Annotated in this window: 14 protein-coding genes; 8 read left to right on the top strand and 6 right to left on the bottom strand. The window is 54.7% G+C overall.

Features of this window, described 5'->3' with window-relative positions; all coding sequences use genetic code 11:
* Positions 1–49 precede the first annotated feature (49 nt).
* Positions 50–2965 (top strand): phosphoribosylformylglycinamidine synthase subunit PurL, encoded by a 2916-nt coding sequence (gene purL / locus SH248x_RS20525; RefSeq protein WP_459556197.1) that lies wholly within the window; start codon positions 50–52, stop codon positions 2963–2965.
* 97 nt (positions 2966–3062) lie between these two features.
* On the opposite strand, the gene SH248x_RS20520 is transcribed toward purL, so the two are convergent.
* From SH248x_RS20520 to SH248x_RS20495, 6 genes are all read right to left on the bottom strand, one after another.
* Positions 3063–4058: a DUF1559 family PulG-like putative transporter gene (locus SH248x_RS20520; RefSeq protein WP_459556196.1), complete on the bottom strand. Its 996-nt coding sequence runs from the start codon at positions 4056–4058 to the stop codon at positions 3063–3065.
* A gap of 74 nt (positions 4059–4132) precedes the next feature.
* Positions 4133–4612, bottom strand: a complete 480-nt coding sequence (locus SH248x_RS20515; RefSeq protein WP_459556195.1) for a transthyretin-like family protein — start codon at positions 4610–4612, stop codon at positions 4133–4135.
* Positions 4590–6026, bottom strand: coding sequence for a tetratricopeptide repeat protein (locus SH248x_RS20510; protein WP_459556194.1), 1437 nt, complete (start codon positions 6024–6026; stop codon positions 4590–4592). The genes SH248x_RS20515 and SH248x_RS20510 overlap by 23 nt, the downstream gene beginning before the upstream one ends.
* A complete protein-coding gene (locus SH248x_RS20505) occupies positions 6023–7354 on the bottom strand; it encodes an FG-GAP repeat domain-containing protein (RefSeq protein WP_459556193.1) in 1332 nt (443 codons plus the stop codon). Before SH248x_RS20505 ends, SH248x_RS20510 begins: the two co-directional genes overlap by 4 nt.
* Before the next feature lie 118 nt (positions 7355–7472).
* Positions 7473–7703, bottom strand: coding sequence for a hypothetical protein (locus tag SH248x_RS20500; protein WP_459556192.1), 231 nt, complete (start codon positions 7701–7703; stop codon positions 7473–7475).
* Positions 7704–7814: 111 nt separating this feature from the next.
* Positions 7815–9122, bottom strand: a complete 1308-nt coding sequence (locus SH248x_RS20495; RefSeq protein ID WP_459556191.1) for a hypothetical protein — start codon at positions 9120–9122, stop codon at positions 7815–7817.
* Positions 9123–9355: 233 nt separating this feature from the next.
* Here SH248x_RS20495 and SH248x_RS20490 point away from each other — a divergent pair, with 233 nt between their 5' ends.
* The 7 genes from SH248x_RS20490 to groES all read left to right on the top strand — a co-directional run bounded on the left by SH248x_RS20490 (position 9356) and on the right by groES (position 16500).
* A complete protein-coding gene (locus SH248x_RS20490) occupies positions 9356–10246 on the top strand; it encodes an AraC family transcriptional regulator (RefSeq protein WP_459556190.1) in 891 nt (296 codons plus the stop codon).
* 196 nt (positions 10247–10442) lie between these two features.
* Positions 10443–10868, top strand: a complete 426-nt coding sequence (locus tag SH248x_RS20485) for a hypothetical protein (protein ID WP_459556189.1) — start codon at positions 10443–10445, stop codon at positions 10866–10868.
* Between the two features lie 155 nt (positions 10869–11023).
* Complete coding sequence (locus tag SH248x_RS20480; RefSeq protein WP_459556188.1) at positions 11024–11491, top strand: helix-turn-helix domain-containing protein; 468 nt, start codon at positions 11024–11026, stop codon at positions 11489–11491.
* Positions 11491–12063 carry a PIN domain-containing protein gene (locus SH248x_RS20475; RefSeq protein WP_459556187.1) on the top strand — a complete coding sequence of 191 codons (573 nt, stop codon included), beginning with the start codon at positions 11491–11493 and terminating at the stop codon, positions 12061–12063. The genes SH248x_RS20480 and SH248x_RS20475 overlap by 1 nt, the downstream gene beginning before the upstream one ends.
* A gap of 91 nt (positions 12064–12154) precedes the next feature.
* Positions 12155–13774, top strand: a complete 1620-nt coding sequence (gene murJ, locus SH248x_RS20470; RefSeq protein ID WP_459556186.1) for a murein biosynthesis integral membrane protein MurJ — start codon at positions 12155–12157, stop codon at positions 13772–13774.
* A gap of 483 nt (positions 13775–14257) precedes the next feature.
* Entirely contained in the window at positions 14258–15937 is a 1680-nt protein-coding gene (groL, locus tag SH248x_RS20465) for a chaperonin GroEL (protein ID WP_459556185.1), read from the top strand.
* Between the two features lie 272 nt (positions 15938–16209).
* Positions 16210–16500, top strand: coding sequence for a co-chaperone GroES (gene groES, locus SH248x_RS20460; protein ID WP_459556184.1), 291 nt, complete (start codon positions 16210–16212; stop codon positions 16498–16500).
* Positions 16501–16587: the final 87 nt, after the last annotated feature.

Genomic DNA, 16587 nt, shown 5'->3' with positions numbered 1-16587 from the left:
GTTCGGGAGAGCCCGGCAATCAGAGCATTCAGAAGGAAGCGCGCACGTGATGTTGTGGGAAATTGAAGTTCGTCCGGCCGAGGGGCAGATTGATCGTGAAGGCCTGCGGCTGTTGAGCGAAGCCAAGTCGCTGGGATGCGAAACGGTCAAGGACGTCGCCAAGCGGACTGTCTTCCTGCTGGAAGGTGATTTTGACGAGGCGGCTGTGGCGTCAATCGCGAGTGATCTGCTGGCAGATCCCGTGACGGAAACTGCCAGGCTGACCAAGCTCCCATCACAGACCGTGACGCCCGATCAGAAGACCGTCAACGTCATGTTTCGTCCGGGGATGACGGACAACGTCGCTGAGACGATTCGCAAAGAACTGCTCGACCGCAGCTGGAAAGTGCAGACGGTCGCGACGGTGCATCGTTATCTGATCAATGGCGATGCGACAGAAACTGAATTGAGTCGCTTCACACAAAAAGTGCTCGCCAATGAGAAGATCGAGCGAGTCATCAATGGGCCGCTGAATATCTCGACCATCGCCGTCGGGAAGCCTTATAAGTTCGAGTTGAAAGAAGTTGAAATCGGTGCGCTCAATGATGAGCAGCTGACAGAGTTGAGCAAGAAGTGGCAGCTGTCATTGTCCTTGGCTGAGATGAAGACCATTCAGCAGTATTATGCGGACATGGGTCACGAGCCGACAGATATTGAGCTCGAAACGATCGCGCAGACATGGAGCGAACACTGTTCGCACAAAACGCTCGGCGGGCGGATCAAGTACCAGGATGACAAACAGACCATCCAGTATGAGAACATGCTGAAGGAGACGATCTTCAAGGCGACAATGCAGATCCGCAAGTCGCTGGGGGACAACGACTGGTGCGTCAGTGTCTTCAAAGACAACGCAGGAATCGTCACGTTCAACGACGACTTTGATGTCTGTATCAAAGTCGAGACACACAACCGCCCGTCGGCCCTCGAGCCATATGGCGGGGCCAACACCGGCCTAGGCGGGGTCATTCGAGATACGATCGGAACAGGACTGGGCGGCAAGCCTGTCTGCAGTACCGATGTCTTCTGTTTTGCTCCGTTTGATATTGCTCACCAGGACCTGCCGAAGGGGGTGCTGCATCCTCGACGAGTGGCTCAGGGAGTTGTTGCGGGTGTTCGTGATTACGGCAACCGCATGGGGATTCCGACCGTCAACGGGGCGGTTTATTTCGATAAGCGATACATCGGCAACCCGCTCGTTTACTGCGGCAACATCGCGATCATCCCGAAAGGGAAGCATGATAAGAAGGTCGAGCCGAATTCGTTGATCGTCGCGATCGGGGGACGGACGGGGCTGGATGGAATCCACGGCGCGACCTTCTCGTCCGACATTCTGACGGAGAAAAGCGAGACAGTGTCCGCAGGAGCCGTCCAGATCGGGAACGCGATCACCGAGAAGATGGTGATGGATGTTATTCTGCAGGCACGCGATCTCAACCTGTTCAATTCGATCACGGACTGTGGAGCTGGGGGTTTCAGTTCAGCCGTGGGGGAGATGGGGGCAGAGACCGGGGCAGAAGTCTGGCTGGACCGGGCACCGCTGAAGTACTCGGGGCTGACATACACAGAGATCTGGATCTCGGAAGCCCAGGAACGCATGGTCCTTTCGGTCCCACAGAAGAACTGGGATGCGCTGCGACAGCTGTGCGAAGCAGAAGGTGTCGAAGCGACGATCCTCGGGAAATTCACCGATACGCATCGCCTCGTGCTGAAATACGGCGACGAGCAAGTCGCCGATCTGGATATGGAACTGCTGCATGATGGACGTCCGCCGGTTGTCCGCGATGCGATCTGGAAAAGTCCGGACGTGACGATTCCTGACTACAGCGAGATCAAGGATGTCGACTTCAACGATCTGCTCCAGAAGATGCTGGCGACGCCGAATGTCGCGAGCAAGGAATGGATCATTCGTCAGTACGACCATGAGGTTCTGGCGGGAAGTGTCGTCAAGCCACTGGTTGGCGTGAAGAGTGACGGCCCTTCGGATGCTTCGGTCGTTCAGCCTGATTTGAAGAGCGAGCGCGGGATTGTTGTGGGATGCGGGATGAACCCGTCGTTTGGCGATCTCGACCCCTACTGGATGGCAGCGTCTGCGATCGATGAAGCTGTGCGGAACTGCGTTGCGGTTGGTGCGGATCCTTCGAAGATCGCGATTCTGGACAACTTCTGCTGGGGGAATACGAACCGGGCAGAGACGCTGGGTGCGCTCGTGCGGACGGCTCAGGCGTGTCACGACATTTCGATTGCTTACATGACGCCGTTTGTCAGCGGGAAGGATTCGCTGCACAACGAGTTCTCCTATCAGGATGGCAGCGAGCGAGTGACTGTTTCGATTCCTCACTCTCTGCTGATCACTGCCTTGGGCCAGATCGAGAAGGTTTCTTCTGCCATCACGATGGATGTGAAAGCACCGGGGAATCTGGTCTACCTCGTGGGAACGACGAGTCCGGAATTGGGTGGCAGCCTGCTGCATCAGCAGCTTGGTTTGACGGGTGGTCAGGTGCCGCATGTGGATCATCATGCCGCTCCGTCGCTGTTCCAGAAGCTGCATCAGGCGATCATGGCCGGCCACGTTGCAAGTTGTCACGATCTGAGCGAAGGTGGACTGGCTGTTGCAGCGGCAGAGATGGCCTTTGCAGGTGGCTGGGGCATGAAGCTGTCGCTGGCTCCCCTGGCTGGCAAAACGAGCTGCACGACCGATCTGGAAGCGGTCTTCTCAGAGAGCAACACGCGGTTCCTGGTCGAAGTCCCGCCAGCGTCTCGCGATGCCTTTGAATTCGATTTCAGCGGACAGCCTTGTTACTGCCTGGGAACCGTCGAAGCGGTCGGCCAATTGTCGATCAGCGGCCTCTCGGGGCGTGAAGTAATTAACTCGGATCTGGCGACGCTGAAGAACGTCTGGAAGAACGGGATTGCCTGGGAAGTGTAGGCGAAGGCTTCAGGTTTTGAGTAAAAAATAAAGGCTGCCGTGTTGAGAAACACGGCAGCCTTTTTCGTATTAACTTTATCTGAAATGAGGCGTTACTTTAGAATTCGCCGATGACATTCCCGTCACCACGTTCGTGGATACGCTGGTAAGTCAGTAAGGCGATGTTTTCTGAGAGGAACCGAACGGCACCGTCAGCCATGACACATTGGATTCCTCCCTTGTGCATACTGGAGGCAGTCCAGTCGTCGCCCCAGGTAGCCGCAGAGCGGTTGATCTGGTAGTTAGGGTCACGTCCTCCGAAGACTTCGACATCGAATGGTAAGACCCCCGAGTGCCAGGTCGCTGCTGCACCGGTCGTGTCGCGCGGTCCAATCCAGATTGAACCGCCCCAGTTGCATCGCTCTACTCCGCAACTGTTCAGGATGAAGGAATCCTGAGTCGTGCGTTCGCTGACCAACAAAGTATTGCTGGTTCCATCGACGATATCACGCATGCGGGTGTTGGAGTTGATCCAGGCGATGCCGCGTCGATCAATGGCGGCGCCGCTGCCGGCGTTGATGACATAGTTGCTTTTTCCGAAGCTGTTCTTATCGGTATTGACGCCGCCCATTGGGTCAGATGGGCAGTTGTAACTCGGGATCACAGCGCGAGCTGATGGAATGACATCTCCTGCCGTTCCATCGTTATTCGCATCGTTCCAATTGTGTGCGAAGCCTCGGGTTTCACTCCCGATGGTATCGTAAAGAGCAGGTTGCTCCATGAATGGGAGAATGAACGTTCCCCAGCCCAGGCTATTTCGATCCTGGTCAATCGTGGTTGGACCTGCGCCATCGTAGCCACCCGTGTTGCTGGTCAGTCCACCATTATCAATATAGCTGGGAGGAAAAATCGTGAACGTATCGTGATAGTTGTGGATCGCGATCCCGATTTGCTTCAGATTGTTCTTACAGGCGCTGCGTCGGGCGGCTTCACGAGCCTGTTGAACAGCGGGCAGTAGAATAGCGACAAGCGTCGCAATAATGGCGATGACAACCAGCAATTCGATCAGCGTGAACGCTTTTCGAACCTTGAACCAGGCAAAGACACGATTCATCGGATTCATCCTTCAGAGAGAAAAAAAATGAAGAGACAGAAGTGATTGAGCGAACAATTGACGTGTGAGTCGAATTATTTCGACAGCAGGGCAAAATCGACCGTGTTCTCACCCGACTTCACATCGGCCGTGAGTGTTGTCTTTGTGTTGTATTTTGCAGGAACAGGGTCTTTATAGTTGGGTGGCGGCGGGCCTTCTGTCGGTGTGCTGATACTCACCGAATGACTCCCAATTGCAGCTCCTTTCGCACCGCCGCTGGCATTGAGGGAGTATTTTCCCGCCTCATCTGTCGTGGCGAATGAAGCCGGCCCGTTTTCAGGGGTAAAAGTAATTGTGACCCCTTTCGCTGGCTGGCCGTCCAGTGTCACCGCGCCACTTACCTGGCCCAATTTCGGTGCATCTGTACCCTGAGCGCACCCAGCCAGGATCACTAATAGTGCGGTTAAAGCGTGTATTTGCTTCACAAAACGGCCTTTCGGAATGTTACACGACACTTCAACAAACAAATCAACATGTGTCAATAAAATACTATCATTGTGATTCTTGTTTCGCAATGTCTCTCAAACGAAGAAACGAAATTGCGCGAGCAGCCGGGCCGCAGAAGGGATTTACCGTTAAAGCCAAACGATATGCGGACTCTGCGGACACGTAGTCGCCCACGTAAGTTGCCATCTCCGCATGTCCTAACTGAGCTTTTTCTGACTTCGGATCGAGTTCGATAGCGAGCAGGAACTCTTTATTCGCATCCGCGGGTCGGTTCTCGCGAAAGTATCTCCAGCCCGTTGCGATCAGTCGTTTCAGCTTTGTTTGCTGGGCGAGTTCAGGTTGTCCCGCAGCGGTATAGACCTGCTCCAGGTTGCGGAACGCCATTTCGCTTGATTCCAGACGGGTCAGTTGCTCCCATTTCTGACGTGCAAGTTCCAGATTCCGAGTAAAGGTTGCAGCAGCGGCTTCAAAGCGGATGGTGTTGGCGTTGTTGACGTCTCTTTGCTTCATCACGAGAGCAACAAGGCTGAGATTCCGAGGATCCTGCTGACGCATGGCCAGCTCGCCTCGGAGTTCGATCGCCTGTTGTGTTTCCAGTTGAGGTTCGGTCGAGGCTTTGTTCAGAATGTCATCCAACTGCTTTTGTGCTCCTGCGAGGTTACCCTGCTCGAGCAATTTCTCAGCCTGCTTCAGACGTTTGGAAAACCCGAACTTCTCTTGAATGTTCTCGACAATGTTTTTGCGGAAGTCAGAAGGGAGCAGGTATGCACCGCGTTCGACGAGGCGGAGTTCTTCGAGCGTGCCCAGTTGGTCATCGAGTTGTTCGAGACAACGGGCTTTCCAGAAATGGAGTTCGAGGGAAAAGGGAACTTCTTCGATGAGCGGATCCAGAACCGCGATCGCTTCCCTGGGGCGACCGGAACGAGTCAGGAGTTTGGCGAGTTGGATCTGCGAGGGAAGAAAGTCTTTGTGCGACAGGAACGTCTGCTCGGCTTTCTCGGCGTCTTCCAGTCGTAGATAGTTGCGTCCGATGGAGTAGGTCGCGAGGTTGATCAGCTGTTTTTCTGAGTCGTCGATCGGCTTGGACTGGGTGACCAACTCGTACTGCGCAGTACTTTCTGCGATCAGACCAGAGCGGTCCAGACAGAAGGCGCGCTTGAATCGCGCTGGCATGTGCGTCGGAAATTCCGCCAGGACAAGTTCGTAGTGCTTGGCGGCGTGTTGATAGAAACCACCCGAGAGAAGGGCATCGGCTAATTCCAGCATACTGTCGAGACTGGCACTGGCTTTCTCAGAGAGGTCTTTGAGCTCCTCGGCGTAGTAGGGGTCCTGGAAAGTGATCTCAGGGATGTCGACGGGATAACGAACGACGTTTTCAGACGCCCCTTTTTCGTCTGCGACGTGACTGAGCTTCGTCCAGCCAAACCAGGCGAGTTCGCCAACCAGGACAACGATTAATAAGAGATTGAGCCATCGGATCATTGTGCCACCTCGCGACTTCGCTGAACCCACGCTGCGACTCTGCCGACACGGTCATAAGGACGCCTGAAATTCAAAGCGCCAGCGACAATGTCGAGTTTGCCATCGGCATTCAGATCACCAACCGCGACGGTCACCAGATGGATGGGATCACTGGCGATCTGCCAGGGTTTGAAGTTTTGCTGGCCATCGTTTTCAAGCCAGACAACGGCTGCATTTTTCTTTTCGTACCACTCGTTGGTCATGCTGACGAGGACGACATCCTGATCTCCGTCGCTATCGAGATCGCCCACCTGAGCAGCGTAGGTGCCGCCGAGGTCCGCGATGCGTTGTATCTTGAAGGCCCACCCTCCCTGGTTCTCGAACCAGTAGCAGCCGTGATACGGTTGGGGGTAGGCGTCGTAATCTTCGAGGTTATCGCCGACGGGGAGGACGAGGTCCATATCGCCGTCTTGATCAAGATCCGCAGCGACCAATCCGGCGCTGCCGAGATCAAAGTTGATGGTGAACCAGAGACGACGCGGAGTGAAGTTGCCCTTTCCGTCATTCTCGAAGCCCCAGAGTTCTTCTTCGTCCTGCGAGACGATGGCCGTGATGTCGAGGTCGCCATCGCCATCGAAGTCAGCCACGGGGACATGGATCGTGCCAGGAGCAGTCAGAAGCAGATGATCTTCGAAACGCAGGCTGCCGTGATTTTCCAGCCAGAGAACCTGACCTCGACTATAGCCGAAGACCGCGACGGCAAGATCGGTATCCCCATCCCCATCGAAGTCACCTGCCTGCACATCAGCGACTCGTCGGACCTGATCGAGAATGACGTGACGAACCATGCCGTCAGGTGTTTGCTCGAAGAGTTCGACACGGCCAACAACTTTATCATCGGGAAAAATGTTGCCGAGGATGGAGACAATGACATCGAGGTCGCCATCACGATCGATGTCCACGCAGGTGGCATGCGCGGGGGCGGCGACGTCTTCGATCAAAGGACGGGTCGCCCAATTGCCAGAGGCATCCTGCTCGTGAATCGTGACGCAGTTACGGCTGGCATCACACGTCAGGATGTCGTTGCGTCCATCGCGGTTGAAGTCGATGATCTGGACATTGGTAATGAGCGGGAGGCCCAGGGGTGGCTCATCGACCTTCAGAGGAGAAAATGCGAGCGGACTGGCCGGGTAACTTTTTCCGCCGGTGAAGCCAAGGGGGGCGGTCTTCACAACGGGTGCCGGCTCCGATGGGACTGGCTCGACGGAGGTCTGTTTCGACAGTCCCCAAATCGGCACGAGCACGACAGCTGCCAGCAGCACTACAAAAAACACGAGATCCAACTTCATGTCACATAGCCTCAGGGCGGAATGCGGCGGATGTTCAACGCCGGACATGATAGCGGGAGGTCACATAAAAATCCCTCTATGCGTGGGAGATTTTGTGGAAGCGTGTGCAGTGAGAAAATCAGCTGGCGTCGTCGTCTTTATTGAGGCGGTGGTAGAGGTCGAGGTAAAAAGTCGCGATGAAAACGACCAGCCAGGCGATCAGGAAGGTGATCGAGAAGCCTCCCATGAAGGGAGCAAAGGGGATGCGAAGTGCGTGAAGAATCAGCCAGAGAAAACCGGTGAGAGTAGACAAGAACAGCAGCATCAGGCTGGTGACAAAGAGGTGGCCAACAACAGGGCGAGTGGACATGGAGATTCACATCACAAAAGGACGGTGGATAGTGTCCAGAGTTTATCGAATGCCCCGGCATTGAAGAAGAGGGATTGAAAGCCAAGCGTCTGAAGCAGACGACCGAACGCGTTAATTCACAGCTTTTTGAAGGCGGTACCAGGCAGATTCGGCCCAGAAATATTGGGAGTAATAGAGGCGGGTGTAGTCGTAATGACGGATCAGGTCTTTGAGTTCGTCGCTGTGAGCACGCAGGAAGGTTTTGTCGGGAGTCAGTGAAACGATCCAGGCGGCGGAGGTTGGTTCGCGCACCAGTTCGGTTTCCATCTGTCGACGTGGAGAGACTTTATTGAAGGCCTTGAGTTCGATCATCGCGAGATCGGAAGCTTCTTTTTGAGTCGACTGCGCGACCCAGTATTCGTTCATCATGCGCCAGTTCATTTCGAACTGGGCTTTGTTGTCATTGTCATAGCGGGACGCCCAGGAGACGTTCTTGAAAGCGAGTTCAGCACTGGACTGGAGCCCCTGCGAGTAGGCGGCGCGAAGTGATTCGTCGGTTTCCATTTCCCAGAGTTCGCGGATCGCCCAGACACAGGAGCATGAGGTCCACGAATGGTACGGGCCATGTTCGTAAACGAGACCACGCTGGCAGACTTCCAGACGAGTCAGCATGTCAGGGCCGCCGCGCTCGCGGAGAGACTGCTGATAGCGGGCTTCCCAGGCGGGCTCTTGTGTGAGTTTCGAGACGAACTTCAAGATAAAGAGAAGTCGAGGCGAGCTTTCGAAGGTGATCGGGGCGAACGATCCACGGAGGTGAAAGGGTGGTTCTGCAGGAACATTCCAGTTGAGTTTGAGAAGAACGTCTGCGGTCGTGACGACGTGTTGTTTGATCCTCTCCACTTCTTCTTGCGTCGCGATACCGGAATCGAGATAGACAGCTAAGCCGATGAACCAGGGGAAAGTCTGATCATTGGAGCCCATGGCGTAATGGGATTTATCATCCGTACTAACGCCGCGACCAACGAAACCAGTGGTATCGCTGATCGAGTTGAGCAGGAGAAGCCCTTGGACCAGACGCCTCGCCTTTTCCGCGTCCTCGGGAGACTTTGTTTGCTGATAGCGATTTACAATGGCATCCAGGTACATGCCGTTGAACATGCCGCCGTTTTCAATGGGCGACCACCAGCCGAGGGCATTGGGTTTGCCGAGTTGGCATTCTTCGGGCGTCGGGATGCTGACGTCTCCGTTGAGATCTGCGAAGTCGAGCATGATGCCTTGCTTGTCGACAAAGCGGCGCCAGATCTCGCTGTGAGCCTGTTCGATCGCGACGTCAGCCGATGCGTGAGCGTGTGGATAAGTCCGAGTCGATCTCGGCGTCTGGGCAGCGAGCGGGAGAGTGATTGCCAGGAAGATCACGATTACACGGAGACAGAACGTCATGTGGGGATACCTGTGAGTGCAGCGGGAGAAGCGGGGCTCGTTTCAGCGTAATCATGTTCACTGCACACGTCAACGCGTGAGCCAGCATTGATCCAATCGAATCGAATCCGGACAAAATGGACAATCTTTAGCACTAATTGGTCACATTTGTGAGTTCTTTGTTAGGATGTCTATCGCAGGAGGCAACTTCTGATTCAAGGACGATTGGTCAGCCAGATCTGGGATTCGCGTCAATGCTTGAGACAGCCGGGATGTTGAAGGTCCTGAAGAAGGAAGAGTGGTTCCACGAGGACGGCTTTCCGATCTGCGTGCATCGTCGTGAGCCTCAAGAGCCCTTCGGTCCGCACACGCATGAATTCGCCGAGATCGTCGTCATTCTGGGTGGAACTGGTTTACACGTCACCGGTGATGAAGGCTGGCAGTTGAGCAGTGGCGATGTGTTTGTCATCGGGGGTGATCGTCCTCACGACTATCAGCAGATGCGGGACCTGAGGCTGGTCAACATCCTGTTTGATATGGATGCGCTGGCGATCGATGCGAAAGATCTGCTGTCGCTGCCGGGGTATCATGCGCTCTTTAAGCTAAGTCACGTCTGGCATTCCAAGCACCAGTTTCGCAGTCGGATGCACCTGTCGGTCAAGGAACTGCAGAGTATCGAGGTCGTCGTCGATCGACTCGAAAATGTCCTGGCAGAGCGACGTGCGGGATTTCAGTTTCTCGCGCGGGCGTACTTCATGCAGATCATGGGTCTGCTGTCCGTCTACTATGAACACACGATTCACCCGAAGTCGCAGGATCTGCTCAAGATCGCCAAAGCGATCACGTATCTGGAATCGATGAACGATCTGGAGGTCACCCTGGAAGACCTCGCGCGCGCCTCCGGGATGTCGAAGCGGACTCTGATTCGTTCGTTCCAGGCCGCATTCGGGAAGTCACCCATTGCGTATCTGATTGAAGCGCGGGTGCAACGCGCGACGGAGTTGCTGCGTTCGACGGAGAAAAACGTGACCGAAGTCGCGATGGAAGTCGGGTTCAATGACAGCAACTATTTCTCGCGTCAATTTCGCAAGCTGATGCATTTGTCGCCGAGAGAATATCGCAAGCGCGTCATGGCAGAAACATGACGGATCGGTAGCGACTGAGCGGGCGTATAGAGCGTAGGATCCGAGAAGATCAAATAAATATTGAGTGCTCTTGTTGTGTTGGGTATATTTTAACGCAACTTTAACAGACATCCAATGTGGTCACTCACAGATGAGCATGACCGGCTGTCGTTAACATCCTTGTTAGTCCGCGCTCCGCCTGACCAGGAACTGACCCGTGATTCAGATGACGAATCCTAGCCACCAAAGCATTCGTAGTATTTACCAGGCCGGCGTGAAAGAAGCGCTGCGTCATAAGTGGATCGAAAGCCAGAAACGTGGCTACGATGTCGGGATCGATGCGATCCATGAGTGGTTCGATAAGTATTGGCGCGAGTATTGTCGCTATCGCAATCTCGAACATGTGTGTGGATCGATGTGCTGGGACGAGTTTGACGTGCAGAGATTTGGACGGATTGAAGAGCTGCTGCATTCAGGTGATTTGCTACTCGACCTGATTTTAGAACGCGTGATGGTCGGCTGGGAAAACCTTCAGATCCTGGTCTGGGCCCATGAATGGGGCCTGCCAGTGGAACGAGTGCTGAGCATTTTGACGCAGTTGGATATTAACAGTGCACGATTAGCTCCCAGGTATGCCATGTAGAGTAAGCCGTTCCTTGGGGATGGCTCTCTGAGACGACGAGCGTGATATTCAGGCTGCATGTCCGATGCAGTTTTCGTTTCGACGATTTCGACTATTGCGACAGATTCGAGGGCGGAGTAGAATTCTTTCGTACAGATAACGAGAGGATGCTGCCAATGGCCACCATGATTCCAGAGAATTTCGAAACCGTTGCGCCAAGTGAGGCTGATGCCCTTCTGGCATTGGAATCAAGTCGACTACTTGCAACTCAACAACTCGGCAATCAGTCCAGCATCCGCCTTCGACTTGAAGGCGATAACATGGAACCGATTTCCGTGCCCGCATCCGCAGTCCGGTTGTTTCTTCACTTGCTGACAGAGATGTCTCAGGGAAATTCCGTCACCCTGATTCCGACTCATGCAGAACTGACAACCCAGCAAGCCGCCGACTTGCTCAACGTATCGCGCCCCTACGTTGTTAAACTTCTCGATGAGGGAAAGATGCCATTCCGGACGGTTGGAAAGTTTCGTCGTATCCGATTTGATGACCTGATGGCCTACAAACGCCAAGACGACGAGATGCGAGCAAAATTTGCTGATGAATTGACCGCGTTGTCTCAAGAGCTAGGTGGTATGGGTTACTGATGGAACTGCCTGTCACGGTTGTTTACGACGCCAACACTCTGTATTCGGCCCCGCTCCGTGATCTGTTCATCAGGCTGGCGTTGGCTGGGCTGGTCCGGGCTCGGTGGTCAAACGCCATCCATGAAGAGTGGATGCGTAGCGTTGTATTGAACCAACCCACCGTCACTCGCGAAAAGGCCGAAAGAGTGCGGGACTTGATGGACTTGAACGTGCGAGATGGCCTCGTGACTGGGTACGAAAATCTGATTGATGGCCTGAAACTTCCCGACCCCGATGATCGCCACGTTCTCGCTGCCGCTATCCATACGAAGGCTGAAGCCATCGTCACGTTCAACCTGAAAGACTTCCCCGCGAGTCTCCTTGCCGCCCATAGTATTGTGGCGATGCACCCGGACGAATTCGTAGCAATGCTATTCGATGCCGCCCCTGGATCTGTTTGTGGTGCAGTCAAACGTCAGCGGGAGGCGTTACGTAACCCGCCAAAGACGACAGAGGAACTCCTCGCCACGCTTGAAAATCAGGGGTTGATCCAAACCGTGATTCGCCTCAAACCGTTCATTAACCTGATCTGAGCCCATAACGGGCAGTCTTCCTCCTTTTCAGCTAGTCAGCTATCCTCGCGATGCGACGTCATTACATATCATCGAAGGAGGCGAGGGACGGTTGGCAGAGCAGGCGGGAGCGAAGAAGAAAACATTGCTGCATCACTTTCGGCTGGTCAGTCTGCTGACGCTGGGGAGTCGTGTGTTGGGGATGGCGCGGGATGTCGCGATGGCGGTCATGTTTGGCAATGGGGTGATCCTTGATAGCTTCACGCTCGCGTTTCGACTGCCGAATCTTGCCCGGACGATTCTAGGCGAAGGAACACTTTCGACAGCGTTTTTGCCAGTGTACGTGCGGGAGATGATGTCGGTCGGGCCGCAGGCTGCGGATCGGCTGGCGAGTGTGTTTCTGCTGTTTCTCGTCGCGCTGTTAGGGGCGATTGTTGTTGTCTTTGAGCTGGGTGTGCTGGGGTTATCGCTGGTCGTGAGTCTGTCGGATGAGTTTCAATTGTTGCTCGAACTCAATGCGATCATGTTCCCGTATATCCTGCTGATTTGCCTGTCGGCTCAACTCAATGCGGTTCTCAATGCGCGAGAGCACTTTGCATGGCCGGCGCTGATGCCCTGGGTGTTGAATCTCACCTGGCTGGTGGCGGTCCTGGCGTCTTGGTGGTTGATTGAATCACCGACGCGACAGATTCAGTTCATCAGCGTATCGATCATTCTCGGCGGAATTGCTCAATTGTTCGGGAGTTGGTTTGCACTCAAGCGATGCGGATTTGTGTTGAGTCGTGATGTCGGCGGAGACGCATGGAAAGCAGACTGGGAGCGTGTGAAGGGGTTGTTGTGGTCGTTGACGCCGATTCTGTTGAGCCTGTCGGTGACACAACTCAATACGCTGCTCGATAGCGTCATTGCCTGGGGGCTGGCGTATGTGCATGGCTTCGTCGAAGCGGGTGGGCTGGCGTGGCTGCCGAAGTTCAGTGATGGCTCTGCTTCTGCGCTTTACATCGGGCAGCGACTGTATCAGTTTCCGCTCGGGATTTTCGGAGTCGCGCTGGGGACGGTGCTTTATCCGCGATTGACCAAGGCGCGACATGAAGACGGTGATGCCTTTGCTCAAGAGGTCATCAAGGGGCTGAGGCTGATTCTCTTGTTGGGGCTACCAGCAAGCGTGGGATTATGTTTGATGGCACAGCCTGTCACAGAGACGTTGTTTCATCACGGAGCCTTCGACATGGAAGACGTGACGCAGACGAGCCACATGATCGTTGGCTACGGTGTTGGCGTTTGGGCGTTTATGCTGCTGCTGATTATGAACCGGGCGTTCTATGCCCTGGAAGATCGCTGGACGCCGTTGCTGGCGGGGTTCATTTCGGTCGCGGTCAATATCGTCATGAGCTTCACGTTGATCATGTTTCTGAACGCCCCGGGACTAGCCGTCGCGACATCGGTGGCTTCAGCGGTACAAGTCGGGTGGTTGTTGTGGAAACTCAAACAGAAAACCCCTTCGATCAGATTACGTTCTCTCTGTCGTCTCGTGGGAATCAGCTTGATCGGGTGTTTTGTGATGGGGTTGGTTTCAAACGTCTTCTTCCAGCATTTGGAGAATCAGGACATGTCGACACTGTGGCGAGGCGTGTCCATTCTCACACAGATCGCAGCATGTGCCGTTGCGTATGGAGCTGTTGTTGTCGGGATGGGAGTCGAAGAGGTTCGGGGTGGCTGGAAGCGGTCATAGAAAGAAGGCACTGGCACAGCCAGTGGCACCCGGCGTGCGAAGTTGGCAGGTTCGTGGCGTGACTGGCGGGAAAGCCTGTCAGGCTGTCAGGATGGCAGGGACCCGACGAAGGTGCCAGAGCATGCCGAAATGGCGCAAAGTGTTTTAGGGGAACACTTAACGAGCCAGAATTCGCTCGGGCACGTCAATTGCTTTCTCTTGACTGTGTGGTGTCCGGACTCTGCATCTGTGGCAGGGACGGTCCGTTTCGCGAAACGAGCGACAGGGATGGACTGATCTGAATTGGCCGACGTTACGTGATGTGACGCGGGTGACAGAAGACAGGATTTTGTTTCGCGATACCATGTTTGGTTCGCCCCCAGTTGAAACCGGGGCGATGGAATTGAGAACTTTGACAGCTCATTGACTATGACTGTCTTCTGGATTTGTATCCTTCTCCGACATCCAAATAACGTAGGTAGTCAACAATTTTGAGGAGTGACCGTGGCTAAACTGTTAACCTTCGACGAAGATGCTCGCAAACAGTTGCTGGAAGGCGTCTCGAAGCTGGCAAAGGCCGTCAGTAGTACGTTGGGACCTCGTGGTCGCAACGCTGTTCTGGACAAAGGCTGGGGTTCACCAAAAGTGACCAAAGACGGCGTGACCGTCGCTGAAGATATCGACCTCGAAGACCCGTTTGAAAACGCTGGTGTTCAACTCGTCAAGGAAGTCGCTTCCAAGACAGGTGATCTGGCTGGCGACGGGACGACGACTGCCACCGTGCTGGCAGAAGCGTTGTACCGCGTGGGTCTGAAGTACATCGCGGCTGGTGCCGATGCGATGTCACTGTCTCGCGGGATGAACAAAGCGGTTACTGCTGTTGTCGAACAACTGCACAGCATGGCCAAGACCGTTAAGGCATCCGATCGCGAAGCGATTAAGACTGTCGCGACGATCGCTGGTAACAACGATGAAGAAATCGGCGAAATCCTCGCTGACGCTCTGCTGAAAGTCGGCAAAGACGGCGTCATCACGATCGAAGAAGGCCGTGGCGTTCAGACAGAAGTTGAACTCGTCGAAGGGATGCAGTTCGACCGCGGATACCTGTCTCCCCACTTCGTCACGAACGAAGATGATCAGGAATGCGTGTTTGATAACTGCCGCATTCTGATCTTCGAAGAAAAGATCAGCAACGTGAAGTCGCTGGTGCCGCTGCTGGAAAAAACCTCCAAGGCCAACGTGCCTTTGCTGATCATCGCTGAAGACGTCGAAGGGGAAGCGCTCGCGACCCTGGTCGTCAACAAGATGCGCGGCATTTTGAAGATCTGTGCCGTCAAGGCTCCTGGGTATGGCGATCGTCGCAAGGCGATGCTGGAAGACCTGGCTGTCCTGACGAAAGCCACGGCGATCTTCAAAGACCTCGGTGTCAAACTCGAAAACGTCGAACTGTCTGACCTGGGCGTTGCCAAGAAGGTCATCATCAACTCCGGTAACACGACGATCGTCGAAGGTGCTGGATCGAAGGCAGATATCAACGGCCGTGCGGATCTGATCCGTCGTCAGGTCGAAACGACTGACAGCGATTATGATCGCGAGAAACTGCAGGAACGTCTGGCCAAGCTGGCTGGTGGCGTGGCTCAGATTCGTGTCGGTGCTCCGACCGAGACCGCCATGAAAGAGAAGAAAGACCTAATCGACGATGCGTTGGCTGCGACCCGCGCTGCGATCGAAGAAGGGATTGTTCCTGGTGGTGGAACGGCTCTGGTTCGCTGCCACGAAGCACTCGAAGGTCTGAAGCTGAAAGACGACGAAGCTCTCGGCGTCCAACTGGTTCGCGATATCCTCGAAGTGCCAATTCGCAAGATCGCTGAAAACGCCGGTCTGGAAGGGGCTGTTGTCGCCAACAATGTTCGCAAGAACAAGAATAAGAACTATGGCTACAACGCGTTGACCGAGCAATACGGCAACATGTTCGAGATGGGCGTCGTCGACCCGACGAAGGTTGTTCGTACCGCTCTGCAGAACGCTGCGTCGGTGGCTTCTCTGCTCATCACGACGGATTGCATCATCGTCAATGAGCCGAAGGAAGAAGAAGCTGGCGGACACGACCATGATCACGACCACGGCATGGGTGGTATGGGAGGCATGGGCGGAATGGGTGGCATGGGCGGAATGGGCTTCTAAGCCGATGCGAAACGAGAAGGTGCGGAAAATGAGTCGCACCTTTCCCCTGAAGCAATTTTGGTGCGGTTCGCAAACCCTCACTAGCACCCTACATTCAGTCTGAGATCAATAGCGGGGGTGGGAGCTGATTAGACCCTAGAGCCCACCCTCATCCGCCCTTCGGGCACCTTCTCCCCTCAAGGGAGAAGGGACAAGATCCCGCTCCTTTCGAGGAGATGGGACAAAAACTAAAACACTACATACATCTGACTTATCTATTGGAGTATTTCAACATGGCCCTGAATCCTCTTGATGATCGCGTTGTTGTTCAGCCACTGGAAGCCGAAGAGAAGACTGCTGGCGGGATTCTGCTGCCAGATTCGGCCAAGGAAAAGCCACAGCGTGGTAAGGTCATCTCGACTGGTCCTGGTCGTCTTCTGGACAGCGGCGAGCGATGCCCGGTTGCTGTTGGCAAGGGTGACGAAGTCCTGTTCAGCAAGTACGGCGGAACGGAAATCGAAGTTGACGGCGTGCAGTACAAGATTCTGCGCGAGAGCGACATCCTGGCGAAGGTTGTTGGCTAGTTGAGTTGGCGCGGGCTTGATTTTCCTGCGCCTGACATTGTCACCTGGAATCAATAGCGAGGGTGGGAACGAATTAGACCCTATCGC

Origin of the sequence: Lacunimicrobium album, assembly GCF_052161635.1 — a bacterium.
Taxonomy (GTDB): Bacteria; Planctomycetota; Planctomycetia; order Planctomycetales; family Planctomycetaceae; genus SXPC01.
Note: the sequence above shows the minus strand (reverse complement) of the source record. Positions and strands in the feature narration are given on the sequence as shown.

What these genes read in the sequence shown, in the direction of transcription:
- purL (WP_459556197.1), top strand. Translation starts at nt 50, where the DNA reads ATGTTGTGGGAAATTGAAGTTCGTCCGGCCGAGGGGCAGATTGATCGT.
- SH248x_RS20520 (WP_459556196.1), bottom strand. Translation starts at nt 4,058, where the DNA reads ATGAATCGTGTCTTTGCCTGGTTCAAGGTTCGAAAAGCGTTCACGCTG.
- SH248x_RS20510 (WP_459556194.1), bottom strand. Translation starts at nt 6,026, where the DNA reads ATGATCCGATGGCTCAATCTCTTATTAATCGTTGTCCTGGTTGGCGAA.
- SH248x_RS20505 (WP_459556193.1), bottom strand. Translation starts at nt 7,354, where the DNA reads ATGAAGTTGGATCTCGTGTTTTTTGTAGTGCTGCTGGCAGCTGTCGTG.
- SH248x_RS20500 (WP_459556192.1), bottom strand. Translation starts at nt 7,703, where the DNA reads ATGTCCACTCGCCCTGTTGTTGGCCACCTCTTTGTCACCAGCCTGATG.
- SH248x_RS20495 (WP_459556191.1), bottom strand. Translation starts at nt 9,122, where the DNA reads ATGACGTTCTGTCTCCGTGTAATCGTGATCTTCCTGGCAATCACTCTC.
- SH248x_RS20490 (WP_459556190.1), top strand. Translation starts at nt 9,356, where the DNA reads ATGCTTGAGACAGCCGGGATGTTGAAGGTCCTGAAGAAGGAAGAGTGG.
- SH248x_RS20480 (WP_459556188.1), top strand. Translation starts at nt 11,024, where the DNA reads ATGGCCACCATGATTCCAGAGAATTTCGAAACCGTTGCGCCAAGTGAG.
- SH248x_RS20475 (WP_459556187.1), top strand. Translation starts at nt 11,491, where the DNA reads ATGGAACTGCCTGTCACGGTTGTTTACGACGCCAACACTCTGTATTCG.
- groES (WP_459556184.1), top strand. Translation starts at nt 16,210, where the DNA reads ATGGCCCTGAATCCTCTTGATGATCGCGTTGTTGTTCAGCCACTGGAA.